This is a genomic window from Pseudomonas kulmbachensis, from assembly GCF_963681935.1.
GTDB classification, from domain to species: domain Bacteria; phylum Pseudomonadota; class Gammaproteobacteria; order Pseudomonadales; family Pseudomonadaceae; genus Aquipseudomonas; species Aquipseudomonas kulmbachensis.
In genome coordinates, this window is the sequence record NZ_OY817088.1 from 4,302,202 (window position 1) to 4,328,543 (window position 26,342).

Consider the following 26,342-nt stretch of genomic DNA (forward strand, 5'->3'; position numbering starts at 1 on the left):
TTAGCGCGCGGCGACGACCTTGCCCCGGCACTCGCCAAAACCGATGGAGGCATGGCCTTCGCGGGTACAACGGGCACGCAGGATGATTTCGTCGCCATCTTCCAAGAATTTACGTACCTCGCCCGAAGCCAGCTCGATCGGGTGTTTACCGCCTTCGGTGATTTCCAGCAGGCTGCCCAGCTGCGAGCGGTCCGGGCCCGACAAGGTACCCGAACCAAACAGATCGCCGGACTGCAACTGGCAACCGTTGACGCTGTGGTGGGCCACCAACTGTGCAGCGGTCCAGTACATGTTCAGCGTGTTGCTCAAGCCCAGGCGATGGGCTGGCAGATTTTGCTCACGCATTGATTCAGTCAGCAGCAGCACTTCAAGTTCGATATCCAGCGCACCACTGGACTGATCCCTGCTATCCAGCAGATAGGCCAGCGGCTGCGGATCACCTTCGGGACGGGACGGTTGCGCACGGCGGAACGGCTCCAGCGCTTCGGCGGTCACGACCCAAGGCGAGATGCTGGTGATAAAGCTCTTGGACAGAAACGGGCCAAGCGGCTGGTATTCCCAGGCCTGGATATCGCGGGCCGACCAGTCATTGAGCAGGCAGAAACCGGCAATGTGCTCGCCCGCTTCGCTGACCGGGATCGAGTCGCCCATGTCGTTACCCTGACCAATCCAGATCCCCAGTTCCAGCTCGTAGTCCAGACGTGCGCACGGGCCAAAGGTCGGCTCGGTCTGACCGGCTGCCAAGGTTTGCCCTTTAGGGCGACGGACTTCGGCGCCAGACGCACGAATGGTCGAGGCACGACCGTGATAACCAATCGGCACATATTTATAGTTAGGCAACAGCGGGTTGTCGGGGCGGAACAGTTTGCCGACGTTTTTAGCGTGCTCGATGCCTACATAAAAGTCGGTGTAGTCACCGATTTTGGCAGGCAAATGCAGTTGGCAATCGGCCGCCAGCGGCAGCAGCCTGGCGCCTTGGGCTTCGATTTTTCCGCGCAGGGTACTGCCTTCGCTCAGCAATTCCAGCAAGCGCTCACGCAGGGCAACGCGGGCACTGCGGCCCAACGCAAAATAGGCATTCAACGCGCCGCCCAACGAGGCCTCTACCGCCACTTTGGCCTGGCCTTCAAACAGACCGGCCGCCAACCCGGCTTCCAGATCGAAAATCGCATCGCCAATGGCAACCCCGCTGCGCGCAGCCGAGCCATCAATGCTGAAGATGCCCATCGGCAAGTTCTGCAGAGGGAAGTCGCTGTGACCGTTGGCGGAGGTGATCCAGCTACGGGGGAAAGTGGACTGGGTCATGGGTTATCTCCGATTCGGGGTGAAGGTCACGGGCAGCGTGGCCCAGCAAGCGTCGTAATTGGATTGCAGCTGCGGGCATTCGAGGGCAAAACGGCTTGGGCGCAACACCTGGCTGGTCTCGAACATAAAGGCCATGGTGTTATCGATTTTGCTCGGTTGCAGTTCGGCCGCAATCGCTTTGGTACAGGTTTCGCCGTCCGGGCCGTGGGCGCTCATGCAACTGTGCAGCGACGCGCCACCGGGCAGAAAGCCTTCGGCCTTGGCATCGTAGCTGCCCTGGATCAGGCCCATGAACTCGTTCATCAGGTTGCGATGGAACCAGGGTGGCCTGAAGGTGTTTTCAGCCACCATCCAGCGCGGCGGGAAGATCACGAAGTCCAGGTTGGCCAAGCCCGGCACACTGGTCGGCGAGGTCAGAACTGTAAAAATGGATGGGTCAGGATGGTCGAAACTGACGGTGCCGATGGTGTTGAAACGGCGCAAATCATATTTGTACGGCACGTTATTGCCATGCCACGCGACGACGTTAAGCGGCGAATGATCCAGCTCGCAGCCCCACAGCTCGCCCAGAAACTTTTGCACCAGAACCGTGTTTTGGCGCGTGTCTTCGTAATGCGCAACCGGGGTCAGAAAATCACGCGGGTTGGCCAGGCCGTTGCTGCCAATCGGCCCAAGGTCGGGCAGGCGCAGCGGCGCGCCGTGGTTTTCAGCGACGTAACCACGCGCCTGCGAGTCAAGCAGCTCGACACGAAATTTGAGACCTCGAGGGATTACCGCAATCTCCAAAGGCGCCAGATCCAGACGCCCCAGCTCGGTGCAAATGCGCAAGCGGCCTTGTTCTGGCACCAGCAGCAACTCGCCGTCAGCATTGAAGAACACCCGCTGCATCGAGGTATTGGCACGGTAATGATAAATGCTGATACCCGAGGGTTTTTCCGACCCGCTATTGGCCACCATGCCTACCAGACCGTCGATAAAATCCGTGGCGTCATCTGGGATCGGCAACGGGTTCCAGCGCAAGCGATTAGGCGTCACCGGGCCCAGCGGACCACCGGCCAATTGCCGTTCCAGCTTGACGAACGCCGGATGGTTGGCGGAAGGCTGGATGCGGTACATCCAGGTGCGCCGCGCCTCGCTGCGAACCATGGTGAACGCAGTGCCAGAGAACAATTCGGGGTACAAACCGTACGGGGCTTTTTGCGGGGAGTTCTGACCAACCGGCAAGGCGCCGGGCAGTGCTTCGCTGCTGAATTCGTTGCCAAACCCGGATTGATAGCCAAGGGCTGGCGAAGACGCGTCGAGGTTCATGGAGCCTCCAAAGTGGAGAAGACAGTTGACCGCGCGCTGCAGTGAAACAGTTTGCGCGTCGCTGCGTTATTTTTATCGTAATTCAATTACGCATAACGTAATTTGATTGGTATTAAGCGTCAAGCTATAAAGACGCCCATTCGTCCCGAGATATAAGCATCACCATGGAAAAGACCCGCAGCAGCAACGACAGTGCCGGCAAGCAAAAAGTGCGCTCAGCCGAAGTCGGTACAGACATCCTCAAGGCCCTGGCCGAGCTGTCCCCCTCGACGTCACTGTCGCGTCTGGCCGAACACGTGCAGATGCCCGCCAGCAAGGTGCATCGCTATTTACAGGCGCTGATTGCCAGCGGGTTTGCCGAACAGAACATCGCCACCAACCATTACGGGCTGGGGCGCGAGGCGTTGCGCGTAGGGTTGGCCGCGCTCAACAGTATGGATGTGCTGAAAGTCGCCGCCCTGCCCTTGGCCGAGCTGCGTGATGACTTGAATGAAACCTGCTTTTTGGCCGTATGGGGCAATCAGGGCGCGACCGTGGTGCATATCGAACCTGCGGTGCGGGCAATTACGGTGGTCACTCAATTGGGCTCGGTTCTACCGCTGCTGAGTTCATCCACAGGGTTGGTGTTCAACGCCTTTTTGCCGGATCGCGAAACCGCTGACTTGCGTGAACTGGAGTTGAAAACCGATCTGGTGCACCCCCTGGAAAAACCCGAGGCCTACACCCGGCTCTGCGAGCAAATCCGTCAGCGTGGATTGCACTTCGTACACGGCTTGCTGATGCCCGGCGTCGATGCGCTATCGGCCCCGGTGTTCGATGCGACTGCCAAGGTGGCGGGCGTACTGACCGTAGTAGGCCCAACGTCGCTGTTCCATGCCGATGAAAACGGGCCCGCAGCCAAACGTTTATTGGCTGCGAGCCAGGCCATCAGTTGGCGGATGGGGTATCAGCCGGACTGACGACGAACGCTATCAAAACATCCATACGAATTTAGCTTCATCGAGCAGATCCTGGCTATCCGTCGAAGCGACCAAACCCTTGAGCCACAGACGTTTTTTCGCACTGTAACTGTTGTCGAAGCTGTAAAAGAGATTGTCGCAAAGCGGGCTTACTCCGCAGCGGGCGAGCCCTTATTCTTGTCGAACTTTCCAGCACGGACACACGTCCAACGCATTGAGTCGCATCGACTCTGCCCCCCAATTTACCCTGACGTTGATTTGTAGCTCCTTGATGAACGTCTTCTTTGGCCGCTGTTTTCAGCGGCCTTTTTTATGCCTGCGATAATCCAAGCGCGTCTTCTGTGGGAGCTGGCTTGCCTGCGATACAGGCGATGAAGTCCGTCAGGCAAAACCGTGGGATGCCATCGCAGGCAAGCCAGCTCCCACAAAAGCAAGGGATGCATTTATGGTTAAAACACCATGTTCAGCAACGGCGCCGCGAACAGGTTGAGGATGCCGGTCAATACCATCACCAGCCCCGCCACCGATCCTTCTTCGCTGCCCACTTCACGGGCGCGGCTCACACCTGCACCGTGGGCGCCGATGCCGAACAGTGCGCCTCGGGCCAGGCTGCTGCGCAGCGGCAACCACTTGAGCAGGATGCCGCCCAGCAATGCGCCGAATACTCCGGTAAACATTACAAACACCGCCGTGAGCTCGGGCACGCCACCCAGGTCTTGCGCCAGCGGCATGGCAAACGGGGTAGTGATGGAGCGCGGCACCAATGACATCGTCAACGCAGTGTCGAGTGACAACGCCTTGGCCAACCAGAAAGAACTGGCAATAGACGACGCGCTGCCCGCCAGCATCCCCAGCAGCAACGCCACCCAATGCCGGGCCAGCAACTTGCGCTGCTGCCAGATCGGCACGGCGAAGGCCACTGTTACCGGCCCCAAGACCAGCATCAGCCAATGCGTGTTGCGGGAGTATTCGGCATACGCCGTGTGCAACGGCACAGCCACGGCAAGCAACATGGCCGGCACCAGGATCAGCGGTGACAGCAGATAACGCCCGGTGCGCCGATACAGCCAGCGGCTAAAGCCATAACTCCCCAGCGTGAGCGCCAGCCAGAACATGGGCATCAGTTCAAACTTCATGGCGCACTCTCCAGCGGCACACTGCTTCCACGGTAAACGCCGTGACTACCATCACCAGCAAGGTGCTGACGCCAATCACCAACAGGATGCGCCAACCGTCATCGCGCACAATTACGCCGTAATCGAGCAAGCTCATCAGTGCGGGAATAAAAAACAGCAGCATTTCCGCCATCAATGCACCAGCGCCCAGTTGCAGGGTCGAAGGCTTGACCCAGCCCAGAGCAAACGCCAGCAACAACAGCGCCATACCCACAACCCCTCCCGGTATTGGCAAGTGCCACCAGGCCGCCAGTTGGCAGCCCAGAAAGTACAGCGCCAACAACACGGCCAGTTCACTGAGCAAACGACCCAAGCGTTTTACATCGAAGCGTTTCATGATGTTTCCATTCCAGACAGACCCTCAGTTTAAAGAGCCTGCTACCATCCCGAAAACGAATTGTCAGACTTATAGCCATTCCAAAATGGAATCACGCACATGGAATTCAAACACCTGCGCACCTTTGTTGAAGTCGCACGCCTTGGCGGCTTCACTCCAGCCGCTCACAACTTGCATATCAGCCAATCAGCGGTGAGCAAGCAGGTGGCGCAACTTGAGCACAGCCTCGGCACGCCGCTGTTTGACCGGCTGGGTTCACAGGTCAGGCTGACGGCTGCGGGCAAGGTGGTGTTGCAGCGGGCCGAAGGTATGCTGCGTTTGCATCAGGAGTTGCTGAGTGAGCTCGACGACTTGAGCCATCTGACCCGGGGCGAGCTGCGGGTCGGCCTGCCGCTGCTGGGCAGTAACACACTGTTCGCCGGGCTCTTTGCAGAATACCGGCGGCGCTATCCGAATATTCAAGTGCAGTTGCTGGAAGAAGGGAGTCTGAATATCGAGCAGGCGGTTTTGAGTGGTGAACTGGAGTTGGGCGGTAGTCTGACCCCGAAAAACCCCACGTTTGCTTACCAACCTTTTTGCGACGAGCCGCTGGATGTCTTGATCCCGGCCGATCATCCGCTTTCAGAAGGCCCCAGCGTGCGCCTCGAGCAATTGGCCGACACGCCATTTTTGCTCTACCAACGCAGTTTTATGCTCAACGACCGCGTGCTCAAGGCTTGCCAGCAAGCAGGCTTTACCCCCAAGGAAGGCGGACGCAGTGGCCAGGCGGATTTTTTGGTGGCACTGGTAGCCGCAGGCCAAGGCGTGGTGTTGCTGCCCAGCGTGGTTGCCCGTGCTCTGGAGCGCCCCGGCGTGGTTCGGGTCAAGCTTGTGGCGCCGGACTCCCTGCGCTGGGATATCGCGTTTATCTGGCGCGACGGCGCGTATTTGTCACGGGCAGCTCAAGCCTGGCTTGAGCTGCTGCGTGAACGACCGGTTATGGGTTCAGTGCTTTAATCAAGTCTGCAACCCACGGTTCGGAGTCTTCTTCAGGAGTAACCGTGACGCTGGAATCCAGACGCAACATCGGCAGCACTTCACGCACACCAAGCTCGGCGAACAGTTCGCGCATCTGTTCGCCACCGCCACAGAAAGTGTCGCCGTAGCTCTCGTCACCCAACGCGATCACGGCGCCGGGCAGACCGCGCCAGGCGGCTGGCAACTGATCGCGGATGGCGCTGTACAGCGGCACAAGGTTGTCCGGCAGCTCACCCATGCCAGTGGTCGAGGTCACGGCCAAAAAAGCCTCGGGAGCAAACGCCTGAATATCGGCCAGGGTGGCGCGAGTATTGAGCAAAACCTCAAAACCGGCATCGGTAAGCAGTTGCTTGGCATTGCGGGCGACTTCTTCAGCGGTGCCGTACACCGAGCCGGAAAGGATGGCGACTTTCATCAATCTGATCCTGTAACTGACTAAAAGGCTGGGATACTAGCAGGTGATACGCCACTCACGTACCGATGCCTTAACATCCTTGAATCTGTTCGACTAAAGAGAATCGCACAATGATCAACTCCCGTTTGTTGCAACGCATGGTAGACGCGTCCCAGGACGGCATTGTGGTTGCCGAACAAGAGGGCGAAGACAACATTCTGATTTATGTAAACAACGCGTTTGAAGCCCTCACCGGCTACAACCGCGAAGACATCCTGTATCAGGATTGCCGTTTTTTGCAGGCGGGCGACCGCGACCAGATTGGCCTGCAGTTGATCCGCGAAGCCATCGCCAGCGGGCAGCCAACCCGCCAGGTGCTGCGCAACTATCGCAAGGACGGCACGCATTTCTGGAATGAGCTGTCGATCACCCCGGTGTTCAACGAGAACGACAAGCTGACGTACTTTATTGGCGTGCAAAAAGATGTCACCCAGCAGGTCAAGGCCCAGCAGCGTGTCGCCCAGCTCGAAGCCCAACTGGCCGCAGTACAGGCCGAACTGCAAGCGCTCAAGGCGACGAGCGGATTAAACAAAACGTAGAAATAGCGGTCTGATACTCACTGTGACGAATTTTCATACCCTTTTTTGAGCCCCATCCATGTCTCATGATTCCCTTTTGACTCAGGACGAGCTGGATTTCATCCAAACGATGCATCAGAACCCGCTGCTGAATTCGCGGGATGCGTCGTCCAGCCTGATGCTCAACGGAATGTCACAAATCCGTGATCTGCTGACACGCCTGGCGGCCCATGAACAGGTCACGATCCAGGCGCAATTTGCCAACCAGCAAATGAGTTTTCCGCTGCGTCTGGTCGAAGACGAATTCCATGCCCAACATCTGCAACTGGGTGCTCCGAGTATCTTCGAAGACGGGCCAAAGGCTCGCCCTTGGCGCCTGACGCTGGCCGAACCGGTGCCGCTGGAAAATATCCGGGGCAAAGCCGGGCATCTGTGGATAACCGAAATTTCGTTCAAAGGCGTTCTGGTTGAAATGCGTCACGACAGCCGGCCGCCCCGCCAGTTTGCGCAGTGGTTCAGCCCCGACGGATATGAGCGGATCGCTCTGCGCGGCACGCTGGAACGCAAGACTGAGCTGGGCTTTTACGCATATCGGCTAAGCCAGCGTGACAAAGGCGAAATCGAACAGTTGCGCCAGTACATCCTGCAGCAACACCGCCTGGCGCATCCGAGCCTGCACATCTGACTCCGATCAACTGCCCTGCGTTGCCTTGAGATCAGCGTCCAGCCGCTGGTTCATCAATCGCGCCTCACTGCCAAGGCAGCCAATGGATGATCCCGCCAGCGCCTCCTGGGCCACATTTGCCGCCTCCCCGGCCAATGACACCGAACAATTCAAGGCCTGCGCCAGCCGCTCCAGCCTGCGGTGCTGCGCCGTGTTCAGCGCATGGTTGGCAAACAGCACAACGGCCTGCGGTTCAAGCCTGTCGCAAACAAGAGACAGCTCATCCAGTGGCTGACCGATGGCCAAAACCCTGACGACCCGATCACTGCGGGTCAACAGCAAGCCTGCCACCAGCAACTCCAGCTCGTGGCACAGCTCAGGCATTGCCACTACAACCACGCACTGCCGGGCATCCATCGCCTGCAATTGCAGACGGTGCTGCACCCGCCCGCGCAAAAAACCGTCCAGCAGCAGCCACTCGCTGGTACGCCCAAAAACATCCCGGGTTTTCAGCAGTTGCTGCCACAACGGCAGAAAAACCCCCTGAAACACCACTTCTGCCGGGTAACTGGAAAAAACCTGCCCATAGAGGCGTTCCAACTCAGGTTCATTGAATGCAGCAAGGGCGCTGCTAATGCGGCTCTGCCATTCGGCATATTCGTTGGCGACCGGTTGCGGGTCGTCGCAGGCCGTGTTGCTGGCGAGCAGTTGCGCGACTTTGCTTACCGTAACCCCACGCTCCAGCCAGTCCATTACCCGACGAATTGTCCCAATATCGGTCACCGAATACAGGCGATGCCCACTTTCGGTGCGTTTTGGCTCGATCAAACCATAACGCCGCTCCCAGGCGCGCAGGGTTACCGGGTTGATGCCAGTGAGTCTGGCGACTTCCCGGATCGGGTAGAGGTCTTGGCAATCATCAGCCTGTGTAATCGGCTCAGCGTCAGTAATCACGGGCATCGGGAGGGCAACGGTTTGAGATAGATGGGCGCATTCTACGCTCCAACTTGCATAAATGCCCCGCACTCGTAACAGCGACCTAAGGCTGCGTCCGGCGGCAAAGCCGCCGTAAAGTCAGGCTCTGCGGTGTGCCAGTCAGTTCAAGAACTCAGTATTTACGATCGCTTCGCAATCGAACGCAGCCTTCGGCAGCTGCTACACAAGTTCAGGCGATTGGTATTCAGGAACAATCCTTGCTTGTTTTTCATCACACAGGCCACCACCCCGGCGCTGTGTTTTGTGTCTGCCCTACCCGGGCAGCATTAGCCTCATGGAGATACACAATGTCTACCTCCCCTGTCACGTTGATGGTTGCGCGCCGTGTCGCCAAAGGTCGCTATCAGGAATTAATTGCCTGGCTGCATGAAGGCGAACAGTTGGCCACGGACTTTCCCGGTTATTTGGGCTCCGGCGTATTGGCTCCGCCTGCAGGCGATGACGAGTTTCAAATCATTTTCCGCTTTGCCGACGAATCCACCCTGCACGCCTGGGAGCATTCGGTCTCGCGCAAAGCTTGGTTGCTACGCGGCAGCGACTTGTTCGCCGACCCTTCCGAGCACCGTGTCAGCGGTATCGACGGCTGGTTTGGCGCTGCCGGGCAGCGACCACCGCGCTGGAAGCAAGCCGTTGCCATCTGGCTGGCATTTTTCCCTGTCTCGCTATTGTTCAACTTTGTGTGCGCACCATTATTGGGCGAGTTGAGTTTGTTGCCACGGGTACTGGTCAGCACTCTGGCCCTGACACCGCTGATGGTTTATCTGTTTATTCCACTGTCTACGCACTTGCTTGCCAGCTGGCTGCACAGCACGCCGGGCAAACCCATGCGCAACACGATTGCGACACAGCGCAACTAAAACTCGGGCTTGGGCGTTATGTCGCGCACGCTGGTATAGTTTTGCCACTGCGCCGCGACTGTTTCCGGCTTTTGTGCACTGAGTCCGTCATGCCCACTTCTTCAGCTCCGATCCTGATCACCGGTGCAGGCCAACGTATTGGCCTGCACTGTGCGCAGCAATTGCTGGCAGACGGCTACCCGGTGATTTTCAGCTATCGCAGCGAAAAACCCGGGGTGCAAACCCTACGTGACCTGGGCGCTACTGCGTTGTTTGCCGACTTCTCGACCGAGGCCGGCATTCTTGATTTTATCGAGCGTCTTAAAAACCACACCCCCAGCTTGCGCGCGATTGTCCACAACGCCTCAGCTTGGCTGGCAGAAACGCCAGGCACAGAAACCAGCGCCTTCATGCAAATGTTCAGCGTGCACATGCTCGCGCCGTACCTGATCAACCTGCATTGCAGCGAACTGCTCAAGCACTCGAGCCCGGCGGACATTGTGCATATCAGCGATGATGTGACGCGCAAGGGCAGCAGCAAGCACATTGCCTATTGCGCGACCAAGGCCGGGCTTGAAAGCCTGACCTTGTCGTTCGCGGCTAAACTGGCACCACGGATCAAAGTCAACGGCATCGCCCCGGCCATGCTGTTGTTCAACCCTGACGACGATGCGGCGTACCGCACCAAAGCGCTGGCCAAATCCGTACTGGGCATCGAGCCCGGTGCCGAGGTGATCTACCAGAGCCTGCGCTATCTGCTGGATAACCCCCATGTGACCGGCACTACCCTGACCGTCAATGGCGGCCGGCATCTAAAATAAGCCGTCCCGCGAGGAAGTATTTTCATGAGTGCATCACTGCCCGGGCATTACCGCAATATCCTCATTGGTCTTGGCGAAGACCCTGAGCGCGAAGGCTTGCTCGACACCCCAAAGCGCGCCGCCAAAGCCATGCAATACCTGTGTCATGGCTACGAGCAGAGCCTTGAAACCATCGTCAACGGGGCTCTGTTCGCCTCGGACAGCGATGAGATGGTGATCGTGGCCAACATCGAGTTGTATTCACTCTGCGAGCACCATCTGCTGCCCTTTATCGGCAAGGCCCATGTAGCTTACATCCCGACCGGCCAAGTGCTGGGGCTGTCGAAAATCGCCCGCATCGTCGACATGTTCGCCCGTCGCCTGCAAATCCAGGAAAACCTCACCCGGGAAATCGCCGACGCCATTCAGAGCGTCACCCAGGCCGCTGGTGTGGCCGTGGTGATTGAAGCCCAGCACATGTGCATGATGATGCGCGGTGTAGAAAAACAGAATTCGACCATGAACACCTCGGTCATGCTCGGCGCCTTTCGCGAATCGAGTACCCGCATGGAATTCTTGCAACTGATTGGACGGAGCAAGTCGTAATGTCACAACTTCAGCCAGGAATGGCCCGCATTCGCGTCAAAGATCTGTGCCTGCGCACCTATATCGGCATCAATGAGGAAGAAATCCTCAATAAGCAGGATGTATTGATCAACCTCACCATCCTCTACGCGGCGCAAGAGGCAGTACGCGATAACGATATCGACCACGCACTCAATTACCGCACCATCACCAAGGCCGTGATCCAGCACGTCGAAGAAAACCGCTTCGCCCTGCTGGAGCGCCTGACCCAGGAGTTGCTGGACCTGGTGATGGCCAACGCGGCCGTGCTGTATGCCGAAGTCGAAGTCGACAAACCGCACGCGCTGCGCTATGCCGAATCGGTGTCGATTACCCTGGCGGCGAGCCGCCAGGCTGCAACCTCTTAACCTCGGTGAAACCCATGACAGCCCAAGAACAACTTGAACTCGAAGCCGCGGCCTTTCGTCGCCTTGTTGCGCATCTGGACAGCCGCAAGGACGTGCAAAATATTGACCTGATGAACCTCTCGGGTTTCTGTCGCAATTGCCTGTCCAAGTGGTACAAGGCAGCGGCTGACGAGCGCCAGATCGACATCAGCCTCGATGACGCCCGTGAAGTGGTATACGGCATGCCGTATGCCGAGTGGAAATCCCTATACCAGAAAGAAGCCAGCGCCGAGCAGGCGGCGGCGTTTGACCAAGGAAAAAAGCATGACTGACTTGAACACCCTGCGCGCCAGCCTCACCAGCGGCGAACACGTTTTTGCCGATACCCTGGCGTTTATCGCAGCGCACTACGATTACCAGCCACAGGCCTTCAACAACGGTGGCGTGGAAAACGCTGCCGGGCAGAACGAAGGTTCATGCAAGACTCTGGGCCTGGCCCTGCTGGAAGGCCTGAGCGATCAGGAGTCGTTGCTGGCCTTCGGCGAGCACTACCGCTCGGTACTGGCCACCCCCGAAGGCACTGACCACAGCAATATCCGTGCACTGATTACCCACGGCCTGGCCGGGGTCAAATTCGACGCCCAGCCGCTGACGCGCAAGGCGTAATCCCAACCTGTAGCCGCTGCCGAAGGCTGCGATGGGGTGCGCAGCAACCCGCTTTTGAAGGTTCTTCGAACCTTATCGCAGCCTTTGGTAGCGGCTACGGGTTGTGGGTTGGCACAAGACACAAAAAAACCGGCCTAGGCCGGTTTTTTTATTGGGGCGGGCTATCAGAACTGGGCGTTCTGCAGGCCGTCCAGGTAGCGCTCGGCGTCCAGCGCAGCCATGCAACCAGCACCCGCCGAGGTGATGGCCTGACGGTAAACGTGGTCAGCCACGTCGCCCGCAGCAAACACACCTTCGATGCTGGTAGCCGTGGCGTTGCCTTCACGGCCGCCCTGCACAACCATGTAGCCGTCCTTGAGCTCCAGTTGGCCTTCGAACAACGAGGTGTTCGGCGTATGGCCAATGGCGATAAAGACGCCGTCGACTTTCAACTCGTCAAAGCTGCCGTCGTTGTTCTTCAGGCGGGCACCGGTCACGCCCATGTTGTCGCCCAACACTTCGTCCAGAGTCGCGTTCAACTTGAGCTCGATCTTGCCTTCAGCGACACGGGCGTGCAGCTTGTCGATCAGGATCTTCTCGGCACGGAACGTTTCACGACGGTGGACCAGGGTCACTTTGCTGGCGATATTGGCCAGGTACAGCGCCTCTTCAACAGCAGTGTTGCCACCACCCACCACGGCAACCGGCTTGTTACGGTAGAAGAAACCGTCACAGGTCGCACAGGCCGAAACGCCCTTGCCCATGAACGCTTCTTCAGACGGCAGGCCCAGGTAACGGGCACTGGCGCCTGTCGCGATGATCAGCGAGTCGCAGGTGAAAGTGCCGCTGTCGCCCTTGAGGGTAAACGGCTTGTTTTTCAGATCCACTTCATTGATGTGGTCGAAAACAATTTCAGTCTCGAAACGCTCGGCGTGCTCGCGCATGCGCTCCATCAGTGCCGGGCCGGTCAGACCATGAACATCACCCGGCCAGTTGTCGACTTCAGTCGTGGTGGTCAATTGACCGCCAGCCTGCATGCCCGTGATCAGCAGTGGCTTGAGGTTGGCGCGGGCCGCGTAAACAGCGGCGCTGTAACCGGCAGGGCCGGAACCCAGAATAATCACACGCGAATGACGTACTTCAGACATGACTCACTCCTATGACCGCCCGCATTGCAACCGGGTCGGAACGCCGCTTTACCGGCTGGAATAAAAAGAAACCGTAAATCTGCCCAGGCTATGCCTGGAACGCGCAGATCCTGAAAAATATGGGTGAAGCATATAGAGGCCGCAGAGAGTAAGGAAATACGCATTAACAATCCAGCTCATAGCGGGTCTCTATGTAGTCGAATCCGATTTTAGACGGCTTTGTTACAGTAATTGTCGAACCTGATACAAGACTTTCGCCTTACGGATAAAGCCGTTAAGGTCGCCCGGTTTTCCACTGCTCGGAGCACTCTATGCCCGCCCCCGTTCTCTCTGGCCCGCAGTATCTGCGTGAAGGCCTGAAATTGGTTCTCAGCCCCGGCTTGCGCCTGTTCGTGCTGCTGCCATTGCTGATCAATCTGGTGCTGTTCGTCGGATTGATTTACTTCGCCGGGCATCAGTTCAGCCTATGGGTCGATGCCCTGATGCCGTCGCTGCCCAGCTGGCTGAGCTTCCTCAATTACGTGTTATGGCCACTGTTCGTGGTGCTCGTCGCGTTGATGGTGTTTTTCACCTTCACCATGCTGGCCAACATCATTGCCGCGCCGTTTAACGGTTTTCTATCGGAAAAAGTCGAAGCCGTGGTACGCGGGGTCGATAACTCCCCGCCCTTCAGCTGGGCCGAACTGGCAGCAATGGTGCCGCGTACCCTGGCCCGCGAAATGCGCAAGCTGGGCTACTTTCTGCCGCGGGCCATTGCGTTGCTGATCCTGTCGTTTATTCCGGTGCTCAACCTGATTGCCGCACCGTTATGGCTACTGTTCGGGATCTGGATGATGGCCATTCAGTACATCGACTACCCGGCCGACAACCACAAGCTGGGCTGGAACGAAATGCTCGCCTGGCTGCGCGAGAAGCGCTGGCAGAGCATGAGCTTTGGCGGCATCGTCTACCTGATGCTGCTGATCCCGGTGGTCAATATCCTGATGATGCCCGCTGCCGTGGCCGGGGCGACTCTGTTCTGGGTACGCGAACGTGGCGATGAAGCACTGGCAGCCTCCAGCCGCAGCCGCTGACTTCATAAATCCATCATCACCGTGACACATGGGCGTCATGACTCCAAAGCACACTGGGGTCATGACCACAGCCCTGCATATCGCCCTGATCACCGACACCTTCGCGCCCGAAATCAATGGGGTCGCCAATACCCTTGGCCATCTGTATGACGGTTTGCGCGCACGCAATCATCGCATTGAACTGATACGCCCACGCCAGACCGACGATGGCAACCAGCGCAGCAACGACGGGCTGATGCTCTGCCGCGGCTGGCCGTTACCCGGTTATCCCGGCCTGCAATGGGGCCTGACCTCTACCCATCGCCTGACCAAACGCTGGCGCCAGCAACCCCCGGATGTGGTCTATATCGCCACAGAGGGACCGTTGGGCTTGTGTGCATTAAGGGTTGCCCGGCGTTTGGGCATTACCGCGATCACCGGCTTTCACACCAATTTCCAGCAGTACTTGCGCCAACACGGCCTGACTCTGTTCACCCGCGCACTGACGCACTACCTGCGCTGGTTCCATAACCGTTCGGCGCTGACTCTGGTCCCCAGCACCAGCCAGCGCGTGGAACTTGAGCGCCGTCATTTCGAACGCCTGGATCTGCTCCCGCGTGGGGTCGACAGCCAGCTGTTCAACCCTGCAAAACGCCAAAACGCCTTGCGCCAGAGTTGGGGACTCAGAGAAAACGACATAGCGCTGTTATATGTTGGACGCTTGGCTCCGGAAAAAAATCTCGACGCACTCAAGCGCTGCTTTGATGAGCTGCAAGCCCGTTATCCCGCACGCCGCTTCAAGCTGATTGTGGTGGGCGACGGAGCAAAACGCGCAGTACTGGAAGCAGCGTTGCCTGAAGCAATTTTCTGCGGCCAGCAGTCCGGACACGCGCTGGCTTGCCACTTCGCCAGCGCAGATGTGTTTTTGTTTCCGAGCCTGGGCGAGACATTTGGCAATGTGGTGCTCGAGGCCCAGGCTTCAGGTTTGGGCGTGGTCGCGTATGACGAAGCCGCTGCTGGCCTGCATATCCGTCATGGTTACAACGGTGTGCTGGCCATGCCTGGCGATGAATACGCCTGGATCGAAGCTGCCTGCTGGCTGCTGGAAAACCCCGAAACCTTGCGCACCCTGCGCCTCAATGCCCGCCGCCATGCCAGCCGCCAGAGCTGGCCGGGCATTATCGAACAGTTCGAAAACCAGTTGCAGCGGGCTTGCCAGGGCTGCGCTGGCGCAGCCGCAGCAGCGGTTCAAATCGCGGCGAAAAAAACTTAAGCCAAGGATTTTTCAATTGCCTGAATCACCGTTGCATCGTCTGGTGCGGTGCGCGGTGAAAAACGTGCCAGTACTCGACCATCCTGACCAACCAGGAACTTTTCGAAGTTCCAGGTGATATCCCCTTCAAACTCGGCCCCCTCGCCAGCCAACAGACGATAAAGCTGATGACGCTCAGGCCCGTTGACCTCAAGCTTGCTGCTCAGAGGGAAGCTGACACCGTAGTTGAGGCTGCAAAATTCCTGGATTTGCTGCTCAGTGCCAGGTTCTTGTCCGGCGAACTGGTTGCATGGCACACCTAATATGCTGAAACCCTGGCTCTTGTACTGCTGGAAGATGTTTTCCAATGCCGCGTATTGCGGCGTCAAACCACATTGGGAGGCGACGTTCACCACCAGCACCACGTGGCCCTTGAAGGTTTCCAGTGGCAGTAGTTTGCCGTCCAACGCGTCCAAGGTTAGGTCGTGAAAAGCACTCATGACGGACTCCAAATTTCCCGGGGCTACATTCAAGCAATCGCTCAAGGTGCCAATTGCCATGATCTACGATGCAAAAAAGGCGCCCGAAGGCGCCTTTTTTATAGCTAGCTCACTGTGAGCTTAGCAGCACTTATCAGTGCTGATGACCGCCTTCACCGTGTACGTGGCCGTGAGCAACTTCTTCTTCGCTCGCGTCACGTACAGCAACAACCTTAACCTGGAAGGTCAGGCGCTGACCGGCCAATGGGTGGTTGCCATCAACAGTCACGTCGTCGCCGTCCAGGTCACGGATAGTCACGATCTGCATTTGGCCGTCTGGAGCGGAAGCGTGGAACTGCATGCCCACTTCCAGTTGGTCAACGCCTTCGAACATGCTGGCGCTCAAAGTGCTGACCAGCTCGGCGGAGTACTCGCCGTAAGCGTCTTCAGGTTCAACGGTAACAGTCAGTTCTTCACCAACGGCCTTGCCATCAAGAGCCTTTTCCAGACCTGGGATGATGTTACCTGCGCCTTGCAGGTAAACCAGCGGTGCGCCGCCGGCAGAGCTGTCGATGACCTCACCAGCGTCGTTGGTCAGGGTATATTCGATGGAGACTGCCTTGTTGGTGGCGATCGTCATGGGGCGAGACCTTTTGCAAAATAATAAAGAAGCGCAAGTTTAACCAAGCAATCACTCGAAAGCGAACACAACCAAGACCAACGGATAATTTTGAAAACTTCAACAATCATTGGCTGGCGTCTGGATCAAGAGGAGCACTGGGTTGTCGTGCTCTCCTGCGGCCACACCCAGCACCAGCGTCACCAACCCCCCTGGCAATCCAGGCCCTGGGTGCTTGATCCATTGCAGCGCCAGAAAAAAATAGGCCAGCCCTTTGACTGCGGTTGGTGTGCTCAGGAGGCGGATAGCGCTAATCTTGGCAATTGATTCAGGCACAAACCCCGTTTAAAGGGTGTTGCCCTTGCACTGCCACGTCAGGAAGCTCGCATGCAAACTTTCTTTATCGCCCCCACCGATTTTGGTGTGGGTCTGACATCCATTAGCCTGGGCCTGGTTCGCACTCTGGAGCGCGCCGGGTTGAAAGTCGGTTTTTTCAAGCCCATTGCCCAACCGCATCCAGGCGATCTTGGCCCAGAGCGCTCGACCGAACTGGTCGCCCGCACCCACGGCCTCAAGCCGCCTACCCCACTGGGCCTGGCGCATGTCGAGCGCATGCTCGGCGACGGCCAGCTGGATGAGCTGCTCGAAGAGATCATCAACCTTTACCAGCAGGCCGCCGTCGGCAAGGACGTACTGATCGTCGAAGGCATGGTGCCCACCCGCACCGCCAGCTACGCGGCACGGGTCAATTTGCACCTGGCGAAAAGCCTGGATGCCGAAGTGATCCTGGTCTCCGCCCCGGAAAACGAAGTGCTGACCGAACTCTCCGGCCGGGTTGAGTTGCAGGCACAGCTGTTTGGCGGCCCCAAAGACCCCAAGGTGCTCGGCGTGATCCTCAACAAGGTGCGCACCGACGAAAGCATGGAAGTCTTCTCGGCACGCCTCAAGGAGCATTCGCCGCTGCTGCGCAGTGGTGATTTCAAGCTGCTGGGCTGCATTCCGTTCCAACCTGAACTCAACGCCCCGCGCACCCGCGATGTGGCCGAGTTGCTGGGGGCTCAGGTGCTGAATGCCGGGGACTATGAAACCCGGCGCATGTCGAAAATCATCCTGTGTGCCCGCACCGTGCTCAATACCCTGCAACTGCTCAAGCCGGGCGTACTGGTGGTGACCCCGGGCGATCGCGACGACATCATTCTGGCCGTGAGTCTGGCCGCGATGAACGGCGTGCCGCTGGCGGGCTTGCTGCTGACCAGTGACACCCAACCCGATCCGCGGTTGATGGAACTGTGTCGGGGAGCGCTACAGGCCGGGCTGCCGGTGCTGTCGGTGAGTACGGGGTCGTACGACACCGCCAACCGCCTCAATGGCCTGAACAAGGAAATCCCGATCGATGACCGCGAACGTGCGGAAATCATCACCGACTTTGTCGCCAGCCATCTCGATGCCCAGTGGCTGCACCAACGCTGCGGCACGCCACGGGAAATGCGCCTGACCCCTGCGGTATTTCGCTATCAACTGATCCAGCGCGCCCAAAAAGCCAACAAGCGCATCGTTCTGCCAGAAGGCAGCGAGCCCCTGACCGTGCAGGCGGCAGCTATTTGTCATGCTCGCGGCATCGCCCGCTGTGTCTTGCTGGCCAAGCCCGAAGAAGTCCAGGCGGTGGCCAAGGCCCACGGTTTCGAGCTGCCTGAGGGCCTCGAAATTATCGACCCGGACCTGATTCGGGCCCGTTACGTCGAGCCAATGGTGGCCCTGCGCAAGACCAAAAGCATCAACGCACCGATGGCCGAGCAACAACTGGAAGACCCGGTGGTGATTGGCACCATGATGCTGGCGCTGGATGAAGTGGACGGGTTGGTCTCCGGGGTAATCCACTCCACCGCCAACACCATTCGCCCTGCCCTGCAGTTGATCAAGACGGCGCCGGGCTGCACCCTGGTATCGTCGGTGTTCTTTATGTTGTTCCCCGAGCAGGTGCTGGTATACGGCGACTGCGTGATGAACCCGCACCCCACCGCCACCGAACTGGCTGAAATCGCCCTGCAAAGCGCCGATTCTGCCGCCGCCTTCGGCATCACTCCGCGAGTGGCGATGATCAGCTATTCCAGCGGTGATTCGGCCAGTGGCGAAGAGGTCGAAAAGGTTCGCGAAGCCACTCTATTGGCCCACGAAGCCCAGCACGCATTGCTGATTGACGGCCCGCTGCAATACGACGCGGCCGCCAACGAGGTGGTAGCTAAACAACTGGCCCCTAATAGCCAGGTGGCGGGCCGTGCCACGGTATTCGTGTTCCCCGACCTCAACACCGGCAACACGACGCACAAAGCCGTACAGCGCAGCGCCGATTGCGTCAGCCTTGGGCCGATGCTGCAAGGTCTGCGCAAACCGGTGAACGATCTGCCACGCGGCGCGCAAGTGGACGACATCGTCTACACCATCGCCCTTACGGCGATTCAAGCAGCCAACCGACCTATGGATGTGTAAATGCTGGACTTTCTGCCTGCGCCGTTACGCGGCGTCATCGCTTCACTGCTGCTGGCGATCAACACCATCGTGTGTTGCACGCCGCTGTTTATCGTCGCGATTTTCAAGCTGTGCTTGCCCTTCCCGGCAGCGCAGCGGGTGACCGACGAGTTGATGCGCCGTATCCACGAAACCTGGGTCGGCAACAACAATCGCTGGATGGATTTACTGCGCAAGACCCGCTGGCATATCAAGGGGCTCGAGGGGCTGGACTACGAGCATTCGTATCTGGTGACCAGCAACCACCAGAGCTGGGTCGACATCATGGTGCTGCAATACGTGCTCAACAAACGTATCCGCCCGCTGAAGTTCTTCCTCAAGCAGGAGCTGATCTGGGTGCCCGTGATTGGCCTGGCCTGGTGGGCATTGGGCTTTCCGTTCATGAAACGTTACTCCAAGGCCTACCTGGCCAAACACCCGGAGAAGAAAGGCGCCGATCTGGCGACCACACGTAAAACCTGCGCCAAGTTCAAAGACCAGTCGGTGGGGATCTTCAACTTCGTTGAAGGCACGCGCTTTACCGAGGCCAAACACGCACAGCAGAACTCGCCGTTTCGCTACTTGCTCAAGCCCAAGGCCGGTGGCATCGCCTTTGTACTCGATGCAATGGGCGAACAGCTGCAGTCGATCGTCAACGTGACGATTCACTACCCGGGCGGACGTCCGGGGTACTGGGACTTGCTGTGCGGCAATGTGAAAGAGGTGGTCGTGGTGTTTGAAGAGCTGAAAATCCCGGCTGAGTTTCTCGGTAAAAACTACGATCAGGACCCCGAGTACCGGCTGGCGTTTCAGGGCTGGATCAACCGGCTTTGGGAGGATAAGGACCGGTTGCTGGGCGAGCTGCATCGGGAGTATCCCAAAACCTGATTCACAACCCTGTAGCCGCTGCCGAGGTACGATGGCTGCGATCGGGATCCCAGAGCCCGTACAACCTGAGTCCCTGATATGTTGAAACACCGGGGACATTATTCACGACGGCTTCGCCGTCGATCGCAGCCTTGGTACCTCGGCAGCGGCTACAATTATTTGATTGCCGCACCCAATAAAAAAGCCCGCCACCGATCACTCGGTGACGGGCTTTTTTAGTGCGGCTTAAATCGCGCCGCGTTGACGCAACAGATCCAGCACCAGCTTGACGCTGTCTTCCAGTGGCAGCGATTGCGTGTCGACCACCAGGTCGGCATTCAACGGCACGTCATACGGGAAGGACTCACCCGGGATGTTGTCGCCACCTGCCGCATACAGCCCTTGCGGGTCACGCTCGGCGCACACGGCCGGGGATGCCTGGACATACACGGTAAGCAAACGGTCACTGCCAATCAGCGCCTTGGCCTGTTCACGGCCTTCGGCATCCGGGGCAACAAACGCAGCCAATGTCAGCAGGCCCGCTTCGTTGAACTGACGCGCCACATGCGCAGCACGACGCCAGTTTTCAGTACGCCCTGCACGATCCTGTGGCAGACCCTTGTTCAGGTCATGGCGCAGGTTCTGGCCATCCAGTACGAACACCGCACGGCCCATGTCGAACAGCTTGCGCTCAACCGCATAGGCCAAGGTGCTTTTGCCGGCGCCGGACAAGCCGCTGAACAACACAGTCGCTGGCTGCTGGCCAAAACGCTGGACGCGCTCTTCAACCGCTACGTGCGCCAGTTTGCCGTGATGGGTTGCACTGCCATGACTCAGCGGCTGAGCAACGATCATGCCTGCACCGACGGTGCCATTGGTCAGGCGGTCGATGATAATGAACGAACCGGTGGTGCGGTTGCTGTCATAACCATCCAGCGCAATCGGCGCATCGAGGCTGATCTTGACCTTGCCGATCTCGTTCAACTGCAAGGCGCTGGCCGGACCTTCTTCCAGGGTGTTTACGTCAACTTTGTTGACGATGCTGGCAATCGAACCAGGCACGTAACTGGTAGCGCGCTTGATGTCGTACTTCTTGCCCGGCAGCATCGGTTCTTCAGCCATCCACACCAGCATGGCTTCGAAGTTATCGGTCACCAGCGGCACGTTGTCGGCATGCACCAACAGGTCGCCACGGGAGATATCGATCTCGTCTTCCATGGTCAGCGTTACCGCCTGGCCAGGACCGGCGTGCTCCAGCTCACCTTCAAAGGTGACGATGGATTTGACCCGGCTGCTCTTGCCCGACGGCAACACAACGATTTCATCGCCCTTGTGCACAATGCCGCTGGCCAGCGTACCGGCAAAACCGCGGAAGTTCAGGTTGGGACGGTTCACGTATTGCACCGGGAAGCGCAAGTCGGTGAGATTACGGTCCGCTGCAATTTCTACGGTTTCGAGGATTTCCATCAGCGACTGACCGGTGTACCACGGCGAACGCTCGGATCGGTTCACCACGTTGTCGCCTTTAAGGGCAGACATCGGCACAAAGTGCAGGCTGGTCGGCTTGAGCTTCAAACCTTCGGCAAACTTCAGGTAGTCGGCCTTGATCGACTCGAACACACCTTCATCAAAACCCTTGAGGTCCATCTTGTTGATGGCCACAACGATATGTTTGATGCCCAACAACGAGGCAATAAAGCTGTGGCGACGGGTCTGGGTCTGCACGCCGTAACGGGCATCTACCAGAATGATCGCCAGGTCACAGGTCGACGCACCGGTGGCCATGTTGCGGGTGTACTGCTCATGGCCTGGGGTGTCGGCAATGATGAATTTGCGTTTGGCGGTTGAGAAATAGCGGTACGCCACGTCGATGGTGATGCCCTGCTCGCGCTCGGCTTGCAGACCGTCTACCAGCAGCGCCAGGTCGATATCGTCGCCCGTGGTGCCGCTTTTTTTCGAGTCGCGGGTAATGGCTTCCAGATGGTCTTCATAGATCATCTTGGAGTCGTGCAGCAGGCGCCCGATCAGGGTGCTCTTGCCGTCGTCGACGTTGCCGCAGGTCAGAAAACGCAACATCTCTTTGCGTTCGTGCTGGCCCAGGTAGGCGAGGATGTCCTCGCTGATCAAATCAGATACGTGCGACATAACAACCCCTTAGAAATAACCCTGACGTTTTTTATCTTCCATTGAGCCTGCGCCATCGTGATCGATGACTCGGCCCTGGCGCTCGGAAGTTCGCGTCAGGAGCATTTCCTGGATGATGTCAGTCAAGGTTTCAGCCTCAGACTCCACCGCGCCAGTCAGCGGGTAGCAACCCAGGGTACGGAAGCGGACCTTTTTCTTGACGATGCGCGCCTTGTCTTCGTCAGACAGGTGCTCAAGGATGCGCTCGTCGTCGATCATGATCAGCGTGCCGTTCTTTTCGATGACATCGCGCTCGGCGGCGAAGTACAACGGCACAATCGGGATGCCTTCGAGGTAGATGTACTGCCAGATATCGAGTTCGGTCCAGTTCGACAGCGGGAATACGCGGATCGATTCGCCCTTGTTGACGTTGCCGTTGTAGACATTCCACAACTCGGGGCGCTGGTTTTTCGGGTCCCAGCGATGCTTGCTGTCGCGGAAGGAATACACGCGCTCTTTGGCACGGGATTTTTCTTCGTCGCGACGTGCACCACCAAAGGCGGCGTCGAAGCCGTATTTGTCCAGAGCCTGCTTGAGGCCCTCGGTTTTCATGATATCGGTGTGCTTGGCACTGCCGTGGGTGAAGGGGTTGATCCCTTGCGCCACGCCGTCCGGGTTGACGTGAGTGATCAAGTCCAGGCCCAGCTCGGCGACCATCTTGTCGCGAAAGCTGTACATCTCCTGGAATTTCCACTGGGTGTCGACATGCATCACCGGAAACGGCAGCTTGCCAGGGAAAAACGCCTTGCGTGCAAGGTGCAGCATCACGGCGGAATCTTTACCGATCGAGTACAGCATCACCGGGTTATCGAACTCGGCGGCCACCTCGCGGATGATGTGGATGCTTTCCGCCTCCAGCTGTTTCAGGTGCGTCAGTTTGTCGACCATGGCTACTCACGAAAGCTATCTTATGAACGGCCTGCGGGCCGTGTTCGAGGGTCGAATGCTAGCACAGCACCCTCTTCTATTGATCGCGTCTACTAGATCGAAACGGTCTAAGAATAGATCGCCGAGTTTGGGCTGTAATTGCCTGTGGGAGCGAGCCTGCTCGCGAAAGAGATGCTGATAATGGCCTCTTCGCGAGCAGGCTCGCTCCCACGGTTAGTCATCGTTGCTTGGAATCAGATCGGATTCGGGCAATCAATAAACAGGTGTTCCAGGGCAAAGCGTCGCGCCAGGTAATCACCCAGGGCCTGCACGCCATAACGCTCGGTGGCGTGATGCCCTGCGGCAATGAAACTGATGTCGTTTTCGCGGGCACTGTGGAAGGTTTGCTCGGACGCTTCGCCGCTCAGATACAGGTCCACTCCGGCCAGCACTGCCTGATCGATGTAGCCCTGCCCGCCTCCGGTGCACCAACCCACGCGGCGGATCATTTCACTGCCTTCAATCAGCAGCGGCTGACGCCCCAACGCCTCTTGAACGCGGCGCGCAAAGTCACGGGCGGTCACCGGCTCAGCCAAGGACCCCACCAGCCCCACTACTTTCGAATTGCCCGGATCCAGCGGGCCTTCAACGGTAATGTCCAGTTGCCGCGCCAATTGCACGTTATTGCCCACCTCAGGATGCAGATCCAGCGGCAAGTGGTACGCCAACAGGCTGATATCGTGCTTGAGCAAGGTTTTCAGGCGGCGCTGCTTCATCCCGGTGACGCATGGATCTTCGCCCTTCCAAAAATAACCGTGATGCACCAGCACCAGATCGGCCTGGGCCTCGACGGCAGCATCCAGCAATGCCTGACTGGCGGTCACGCCGCTGACGATCCGCATCACTTGCGGGCGGCCTTCGACCTGTAAACCATTGGGGCAGTAATCACTGATGGAGGCACAGTTGAGGTAACGATTTGCTTCTTCTACCAGCGTGCTCAGGGCGACAGCCATAAAAGACTCCTAAATATAGCGTTCAGAGCCGGGCGGCCCTCGTATAATGGCGCCATTATGGGCCGTCAAGATGGCTCTGCAACCTTCAGGACTGAGTTCAATGTTTAAGGCTTTGCGTTTCTTTGGCTGGCCACTGCTGGCTGGCGTGCTTATCGCTTTGCTGATTATTCAGCGTTACCCGCAATGGGTTGGACTGCCGAGCCTGGACGTTAATCTGCAGCAAGCCCCGCAAGCCAGCTATGTGCAGCAAGGCCCTGTGACCTATGCCGATGCGGTGGTACGCGCGGCTCCCGCCGTAGCCAACCTGTACACCACCAAAGTGGTGAACAAGAACGCCAAGCCATTGTTCGAGGACCCGCAGTTCCGCCACTTTTTCGGCAACAACGCGCCCAAACAAAAGCGCATGGAATCCAGCCTGGGTTCGGGGGTGATCATGAGCCCCGAAGGTTACTTGCTGACCAATAACCACGTGGTCGCCGGGGCCGACCAGATTGTGGTGGCGCTCAAGGACGGGCGCGAAACCTTGGCCCGGGTTATCGGCAGCGATCCTGAAACCGATTTGGCGGTGCTGAAGATCAACCTGAAAAACCTGCCATCCATCACCATCGGCCGCTCGGACACCCTGCGCATCGGCGATATTGCCCTGGCAATCGGCAACCCGTTCGGGGTGGGTCAGACCACCACCATGGGTATCATCAGTGCCACCGGCCGCAACCAGTTGGGGCTGAATAACTACGAAGACTTTATCCAGACCGATGCCGCGATCAACCCAGGCAACTCGGGCGGTGCGCTGGTGGATGCCAACGGCAACCTGACCGGGATCAACACCGCGATCTTCTCCAAGTCCGGTGGCTCCCAGGGCATCGGCTTTGCGATCCCGATCAATCTGGCGATGGAGGTCATGAAATCAATTATCGAGCACGGCCAGGTAATTCGTGGCTGGCTGGGGATTGAGGTTCAACCGCTCACTCAGGAACTGGCCGAATCGTTTGGTCTCAGTGGGCGTCCGGGGATTGTTGTCGCGGGGATTTTCCGTGATGGCCCGGCGCAAAAAGCCGGTCTGCAACTGGGGGATGTGATTCTGAGCATTGATGGCGAGCCCGCCAACGATGGCCGTCGCTCGATGAATCAGGTGGCGCGGATCAAGCCTTCGGACAAGATCACGATTCAGGTCATGCGTAACGGCAAAGAGCTGAAGCTCACTGCCGAAGTGGGCCTGCGCCCGCCGCAAGAACAGCCGCCGCAGAATGACTGATAAACAACACACCCCAACACTGTGGGAGCGAGCCTGCTCGCTCCCACAGTAGTCATTGTGTATTAGATATCCGACAACCCTTCGATCAACGCCGCATTCTGCTCCGGCGTGCCGATGCTGATGCGCAAGAACTGGGCAATGCGCAGTTGCTTGAAGTGACGCACGATCACGCCCTGCTCGCGCAGTTTGGCCGCCAGCGCCGCCGCATCATGCTCCGGGTGACGGGCGAAGATGAAGTTCGCCGCTGATGGCAGCACTTCAAAACCCAGCGCCTGCAACTGCCCGACCACTTGCTCGCGACTGTCGATCACCAACTGACAGGTCTGCTCGAAGTACTCACGGTCTTCAAACGCCGCCGCCGCGCCTGCAATGGCGATACGATCCAGCGGGTAGGAGTTGAAGCTGTTCTTGATCCGCTCCAGCGCCTCGATCAGATCCGGATGGCCCACCGCCAAACCGACCCGCAACCCGGCCAGGGAACGCGACTTGGAGAGGGTCTGGGTCACCAGCAGGTTCGGGTAGCGATCCACCAGACTGATGGCCGTCTCGCCGCCAAAGTCGATGTACGCCTCATCGACCACCACCACTGAGTCGGGGCTGGCCTTGAGGATCTGCTCAATGGCGTCCAGCGCCAGCAGGCAGCCGGTCGGAGCGTTAGGGTTCGGGAAGATGATCCCGCCATTAGGCTTGGCGTAGTCCGCAGGCTGAATCTGGAACTGCTTATCCAGCGGCACAGCATCGAATTCGATACCGTACAAACCGCAGTAAACCGGATAGAAGCTGTAGCTGATATCCGGGAACAACAGCGGCTTGTCGTGCTGGAACAAACCGTTGAACGCATGGGCCAGCACTTCGTCCGAGCCGTTGCCCAAAAACACCTGATTGGCCTGCACCCCGTAGTACTCGGCAACAGCCTGCTTTAGCAGGTCGCTGTTCGGGTCAGGGTACAAACGCAGGTTATCGTTGATCTCGCCCTGCATCGCCGCCAGCGCTTTAGGCGAAGGCCCGTAAGGGTTTTCGTTGGTATTGAGCTTGACCAGTTTGGTCAACTTAGGCTGTTCGCCCGGTACGTAAGGCACCAGTTCTTTAACGAATGGACTCCAGAATTTGCTCATG

The 26,342-nt window shown here is 58.3% G+C and carries 28 protein-coding genes and 1 pseudogene; 16 read left to right on the forward strand and 13 right to left on the reverse strand.

The features are described 5' to 3' along the window. Entirely contained in the window at positions 1-1,305 is a 1,305-nt protein-coding gene (gene fahA, locus U5A05_RS19870; RefSeq protein ID WP_321834478.1) for a fumarylacetoacetase, read from the reverse strand. Between the two features lie 3 nt (positions 1,306-1,308). Then, complete coding sequence (gene hmgA / locus U5A05_RS19875; protein WP_321834479.1) at positions 1,309-2,613, reverse strand: homogentisate 1,2-dioxygenase; 1,305 nt, start codon at positions 2,611-2,613, stop codon at positions 1,309-1,311. A gap of 164 nt (positions 2,614-2,777) precedes the next feature. On the opposite strand from hmgA, the gene U5A05_RS19880 reads away from it, so the two are divergent. Then, the gene (locus tag U5A05_RS19880; protein ID WP_261739584.1) at positions 2,778-3,572 is read left to right on the forward strand and encodes an IclR family transcriptional regulator; all 795 of its coding nucleotides are present in this window, start codon (positions 2,778-2,780) and stop codon (positions 3,570-3,572) included. A 449-nt stretch (positions 3,573-4,021) separates the two neighbouring features. Here the strand turns inward: U5A05_RS19880 and U5A05_RS19885 are convergent, their stop codons facing one another. Together U5A05_RS19885 and U5A05_RS19890 are read right to left on the reverse strand one after the other, a co-directional pair. Then, positions 4,022-4,708, reverse strand: coding sequence for an LrgB family protein (locus tag U5A05_RS19885; protein WP_321834480.1), 687 nt, complete (start codon positions 4,706-4,708; stop codon positions 4,022-4,024). Next, on the reverse strand, positions 4,698-5,084 hold the full coding sequence (locus tag U5A05_RS19890) for a CidA/LrgA family protein (RefSeq protein ID WP_321834481.1): 387 nt from the start codon (positions 5,082-5,084) through the stop codon (positions 4,698-4,700). Before U5A05_RS19890 ends, U5A05_RS19885 begins: the two co-directional genes overlap by 11 nt. A 99-nt stretch (positions 5,085-5,183) precedes the next feature. Between U5A05_RS19890 and U5A05_RS19895 the strand changes: the two genes are divergently transcribed. After that, positions 5,184-6,080 (forward strand): LysR family transcriptional regulator, encoded by an 897-nt coding sequence (locus U5A05_RS19895; protein ID WP_261739587.1) that lies wholly within the window; start codon positions 5,184-5,186, stop codon positions 6,078-6,080. Here U5A05_RS19895 and U5A05_RS19900 read toward each other — a convergent pair. Further along, complete coding sequence (locus U5A05_RS19900; protein ID WP_261739588.1) at positions 6,061-6,516, reverse strand: flavodoxin; 456 nt, start codon at positions 6,514-6,516, stop codon at positions 6,061-6,063. The genes U5A05_RS19895 and U5A05_RS19900 overlap by 20 nt on opposite strands. 110 nt (positions 6,517-6,626) lie before the next feature. On the opposite strand from U5A05_RS19900, the gene U5A05_RS19905 reads away from it, so the two are divergent. Continuing rightward, entirely contained in the window at positions 6,627-7,094 is a 468-nt protein-coding gene (locus tag U5A05_RS19905; RefSeq protein ID WP_321834483.1) for a PAS domain-containing protein, read from the forward strand. A gap of 58 nt (positions 7,095-7,152) precedes the next feature. After that, the gene (locus U5A05_RS19910) at positions 7,153-7,758 is read left to right on the forward strand and encodes a hypothetical protein (protein WP_261739590.1); all 606 of its coding nucleotides are present in this window, start codon (positions 7,153-7,155) and stop codon (positions 7,756-7,758) included. Positions 7,759-7,764: 6 nt separating this feature from the next. Here the strand turns inward: U5A05_RS19910 and U5A05_RS19915 are convergent, their stop codons facing one another. Then, positions 7,765-8,697 carry a MerR family transcriptional regulator gene (locus U5A05_RS19915; RefSeq protein WP_321834485.1) on the reverse strand — a complete coding sequence of 311 codons (933 nt, stop codon included), beginning with the start codon at positions 8,695-8,697 and terminating at the stop codon, positions 7,765-7,767. Between the two features lie 323 nt (positions 8,698-9,020). On the opposite strand from U5A05_RS19915, the gene U5A05_RS19920 reads away from it, so the two are divergent. The 6 genes from U5A05_RS19920 to U5A05_RS19945 all read left to right on the forward strand — a co-directional run bounded on the left by U5A05_RS19920 (position 9,021) and on the right by U5A05_RS19945 (position 12,006). After that, the gene (locus U5A05_RS19920) at positions 9,021-9,590 is read left to right on the forward strand and encodes an antibiotic biosynthesis monooxygenase (protein WP_261739597.1); all 570 of its coding nucleotides are present in this window, start codon (positions 9,021-9,023) and stop codon (positions 9,588-9,590) included. A gap of 89 nt (positions 9,591-9,679) precedes the next feature. Next, positions 9,680-10,390, forward strand: coding sequence for a dihydromonapterin reductase (folM, locus tag U5A05_RS19925; protein WP_261739598.1), 711 nt, complete (start codon positions 9,680-9,682; stop codon positions 10,388-10,390). Positions 10,391-10,414: 24 nt separating this feature from the next. Then, positions 10,415-10,975 carry a GTP cyclohydrolase I FolE gene (gene folE, locus U5A05_RS19930; RefSeq protein WP_261739599.1) on the forward strand — a complete coding sequence of 187 codons (561 nt, stop codon included), beginning with the start codon at positions 10,415-10,417 and terminating at the stop codon, positions 10,973-10,975. Further along, entirely contained in the window at positions 10,975-11,361 is a 387-nt protein-coding gene (gene folX / locus U5A05_RS19935) for a dihydroneopterin triphosphate 2'-epimerase (RefSeq protein ID WP_261739600.1), read from the forward strand. Before folE ends, folX begins: the two co-directional genes overlap by 1 nt. Positions 11,362-11,375: 14 nt before the next feature. Next, positions 11,376-11,672, forward strand: a complete 297-nt coding sequence (locus tag U5A05_RS19940; protein WP_321834487.1) for a DUF1244 domain-containing protein — start codon at positions 11,376-11,378, stop codon at positions 11,670-11,672. Beyond that, positions 11,665-12,006 (forward strand): HopJ type III effector protein, encoded by a 342-nt coding sequence (locus U5A05_RS19945; RefSeq protein WP_261739602.1) that lies wholly within the window; start codon positions 11,665-11,667, stop codon positions 12,004-12,006. Before U5A05_RS19940 ends, U5A05_RS19945 begins: the two co-directional genes overlap by 8 nt. A gap of 164 nt (positions 12,007-12,170) precedes the next feature. On the opposite strand, the gene trxB is transcribed toward U5A05_RS19945, so the two are convergent. Beyond that, on the reverse strand, positions 12,171-13,133 hold the full coding sequence (gene trxB / locus U5A05_RS19950; RefSeq protein WP_261739603.1) for a thioredoxin-disulfide reductase: 963 nt from the start codon (positions 13,131-13,133) through the stop codon (positions 12,171-12,173). 311 nt (positions 13,134-13,444) lie between these two features. Between trxB and cysZ the strand changes: the two genes are divergently transcribed. Further along, positions 13,445-14,206: a sulfate transporter CysZ gene (cysZ, locus tag U5A05_RS19955; protein ID WP_261739604.1), complete on the forward strand. Its 762-nt coding sequence runs from the start codon at positions 13,445-13,447 to the stop codon at positions 14,204-14,206. A gap of 61 nt (positions 14,207-14,267) precedes the next feature. Then, a complete protein-coding gene (locus U5A05_RS19960) occupies positions 14,268-15,458 on the forward strand; it encodes a glycosyltransferase family 4 protein (protein WP_261739605.1) in 1,191 nt (396 codons plus the stop codon). Here the strand turns inward: U5A05_RS19960 and U5A05_RS19965 are convergent. After that, positions 15,455-15,937, reverse strand: coding sequence for a glutathione peroxidase (locus U5A05_RS19965; protein WP_261739606.1), 483 nt, complete (start codon positions 15,935-15,937; stop codon positions 15,455-15,457). The two genes, U5A05_RS19960 and U5A05_RS19965, sit on opposite strands and share 4 nt — an antisense overlap. 133 nt (positions 15,938-16,070) lie before the next feature. Beyond that, positions 16,071-16,556: an FKBP-type peptidyl-prolyl cis-trans isomerase gene (locus U5A05_RS19970; protein ID WP_261739607.1), complete on the reverse strand. Its 486-nt coding sequence runs from the start codon at positions 16,554-16,556 to the stop codon at positions 16,071-16,073. Here U5A05_RS19970 and U5A05_RS19975 point away from each other — a divergent pair. The 3 genes and pseudogenes from U5A05_RS19975 (at position 16,555) to U5A05_RS19985 (ending at position 19,928) form a co-directional block, all read left to right on the forward strand. Then, positions 16,555-16,862, forward strand: a pseudogene (locus U5A05_RS19975) (DUF3565 domain-containing protein). The gene U5A05_RS19970 and the pseudogene U5A05_RS19975 overlap by 2 nt on opposite strands. Positions 16,863-16,922: 60 nt before the next feature. Next, complete coding sequence (gene pta, locus U5A05_RS19980) at positions 16,923-19,022, forward strand: phosphate acetyltransferase (protein ID WP_261739608.1); 2,100 nt, start codon at positions 16,923-16,925, stop codon at positions 19,020-19,022. Continuing rightward, a complete protein-coding gene (locus U5A05_RS19985; protein WP_321834489.1) occupies positions 19,023-19,928 on the forward strand; it encodes an acyltransferase in 906 nt (301 codons plus the stop codon). A 225-nt stretch (positions 19,929-20,153) separates the two neighbouring features. On the opposite strand, the gene cysN is transcribed toward U5A05_RS19985, so the two are convergent. From cysN to U5A05_RS20000, 3 genes are all read right to left on the reverse strand, one after another. After that, a complete protein-coding gene (gene cysN, locus U5A05_RS19990) occupies positions 20,154-22,052 on the reverse strand; it encodes a sulfate adenylyltransferase subunit CysN (protein ID WP_261739610.1) in 1,899 nt (632 codons plus the stop codon). Positions 22,053-22,061: 9 nt separating this feature from the next. Continuing rightward, positions 22,062-22,979: a sulfate adenylyltransferase subunit CysD gene (gene cysD / locus U5A05_RS19995; protein ID WP_131655038.1), complete on the reverse strand. Its 918-nt coding sequence runs from the start codon at positions 22,977-22,979 to the stop codon at positions 22,062-22,064. A 233-nt stretch (positions 22,980-23,212) separates the two neighbouring features. Then, positions 23,213-23,971, reverse strand: a complete 759-nt coding sequence (locus U5A05_RS20000) for a Nif3-like dinuclear metal center hexameric protein (RefSeq protein WP_261739611.1) — start codon at positions 23,969-23,971, stop codon at positions 23,213-23,215. A gap of 100 nt (positions 23,972-24,071) precedes the next feature. On the opposite strand from U5A05_RS20000, the gene algW reads away from it, so the two are divergent. After that, on the forward strand, positions 24,072-25,226 hold the full coding sequence (gene algW, locus U5A05_RS20005; RefSeq protein WP_261739612.1) for a Do family serine endopeptidase AlgW: 1,155 nt from the start codon (positions 24,072-24,074) through the stop codon (positions 25,224-25,226). A 62-nt stretch (positions 25,227-25,288) separates the two neighbouring features. Here algW and hisC read toward each other — a convergent pair whose 3' ends face one another. Beyond that, on the reverse strand, positions 25,289-26,341 hold the full coding sequence (gene hisC / locus U5A05_RS20010; RefSeq protein ID WP_261739613.1) for a histidinol-phosphate transaminase: 1,053 nt from the start codon (positions 26,339-26,341) through the stop codon (positions 25,289-25,291). Position 26,342 lies beyond the last annotated feature (1 nt).

What these genes read in the sequence shown, in the direction of transcription:
- U5A05_RS20000 (WP_261739611.1), bottom strand. Translation starts at nt 23,971, where the DNA reads ATGGCTGTCGCCCTGAGCACGCTGGTAGAAGAAGCAAATCGTTACCTC.
- cysZ (WP_261739604.1), top strand. Translation starts at nt 13,445, where the DNA reads ATGCCCGCCCCCGTTCTCTCTGGCCCGCAGTATCTGCGTGAAGGCCTG.
- hmgA (WP_321834479.1), bottom strand. Translation starts at nt 2,613, where the DNA reads ATGAACCTCGACGCGTCTTCGCCAGCCCTTGGCTATCAATCCGGGTTT.
- U5A05_RS19920 (WP_261739597.1), top strand. Translation starts at nt 9,021, where the DNA reads ATGTCTACCTCCCCTGTCACGTTGATGGTTGCGCGCCGTGTCGCCAAA.
- U5A05_RS19885 (WP_321834480.1), bottom strand. Translation starts at nt 4,708, where the DNA reads ATGAAGTTTGAACTGATGCCCATGTTCTGGCTGGCGCTCACGCTGGGG.
- cysN (WP_261739610.1), bottom strand. Translation starts at nt 22,052, where the DNA reads ATGTCGCACGTATCTGATTTGATCAGCGAGGACATCCTCGCCTACCTG.
- U5A05_RS19905 (WP_321834483.1), top strand. Translation starts at nt 6,627, where the DNA reads ATGATCAACTCCCGTTTGTTGCAACGCATGGTAGACGCGTCCCAGGAC.
- folX (WP_261739600.1), top strand. Translation starts at nt 10,975, where the DNA reads ATGTCACAACTTCAGCCAGGAATGGCCCGCATTCGCGTCAAAGATCTG.
- U5A05_RS19880 (WP_261739584.1), top strand. Translation starts at nt 2,778, where the DNA reads ATGGAAAAGACCCGCAGCAGCAACGACAGTGCCGGCAAGCAAAAAGTG.
- U5A05_RS19940 (WP_321834487.1), top strand. Translation starts at nt 11,376, where the DNA reads ATGACAGCCCAAGAACAACTTGAACTCGAAGCCGCGGCCTTTCGTCGC.
- U5A05_RS19970 (WP_261739607.1), bottom strand. Translation starts at nt 16,556, where the DNA reads ATGACGATCGCCACCAACAAGGCAGTCTCCATCGAATATACCCTGACC.
- cysD (WP_131655038.1), bottom strand. Translation starts at nt 22,979, where the DNA reads ATGGTCGACAAACTGACGCACCTGAAACAGCTGGAGGCGGAAAGCATC.
- trxB (WP_261739603.1), bottom strand. Translation starts at nt 13,133, where the DNA reads ATGTCTGAAGTACGTCATTCGCGTGTGATTATTCTGGGTTCCGGCCCT.
- algW (WP_261739612.1), top strand. Translation starts at nt 24,072, where the DNA reads ATGTTTAAGGCTTTGCGTTTCTTTGGCTGGCCACTGCTGGCTGGCGTG.
- pta (WP_261739608.1), top strand. Translation starts at nt 16,923, where the DNA reads ATGCAAACTTTCTTTATCGCCCCCACCGATTTTGGTGTGGGTCTGACA.
- U5A05_RS19965 (WP_261739606.1), bottom strand. Translation starts at nt 15,937, where the DNA reads ATGAGTGCTTTTCACGACCTAACCTTGGACGCGTTGGACGGCAAACTA.
- fahA (WP_321834478.1), bottom strand. Translation starts at nt 1,305, where the DNA reads ATGACCCAGTCCACTTTCCCCCGTAGCTGGATCACCTCCGCCAACGGT.
- folE (WP_261739599.1), top strand. Translation starts at nt 10,415, where the DNA reads ATGAGTGCATCACTGCCCGGGCATTACCGCAATATCCTCATTGGTCTT.
- U5A05_RS19895 (WP_261739587.1), top strand. Translation starts at nt 5,184, where the DNA reads ATGGAATTCAAACACCTGCGCACCTTTGTTGAAGTCGCACGCCTTGGC.
- U5A05_RS19960 (WP_261739605.1), top strand. Translation starts at nt 14,268, where the DNA reads ATGACCACAGCCCTGCATATCGCCCTGATCACCGACACCTTCGCGCCC.
- hisC (WP_261739613.1), bottom strand. Translation starts at nt 26,341, where the DNA reads ATGAGCAAATTCTGGAGTCCATTCGTTAAAGAACTGGTGCCTTACGTA.
- U5A05_RS19910 (WP_261739590.1), top strand. Translation starts at nt 7,153, where the DNA reads ATGTCTCATGATTCCCTTTTGACTCAGGACGAGCTGGATTTCATCCAA.
- U5A05_RS19890 (WP_321834481.1), bottom strand. Translation starts at nt 5,084, where the DNA reads ATGAAACGCTTCGATGTAAAACGCTTGGGTCGTTTGCTCAGTGAACTG.
- U5A05_RS19915 (WP_321834485.1), bottom strand. Translation starts at nt 8,697, where the DNA reads ATGCCCGTGATTACTGACGCTGAGCCGATTACACAGGCTGATGATTGC.
- U5A05_RS19900 (WP_261739588.1), bottom strand. Translation starts at nt 6,516, where the DNA reads ATGAAAGTCGCCATCCTTTCCGGCTCGGTGTACGGCACCGCTGAAGAA.
- U5A05_RS19945 (WP_261739602.1), top strand. Translation starts at nt 11,665, where the DNA reads ATGACTGACTTGAACACCCTGCGCGCCAGCCTCACCAGCGGCGAACAC.
- U5A05_RS19985 (WP_321834489.1), top strand. Translation starts at nt 19,023, where the DNA reads ATGCTGGACTTTCTGCCTGCGCCGTTACGCGGCGTCATCGCTTCACTG.
- folM (WP_261739598.1), top strand. Translation starts at nt 9,680, where the DNA reads ATGCCCACTTCTTCAGCTCCGATCCTGATCACCGGTGCAGGCCAACGT.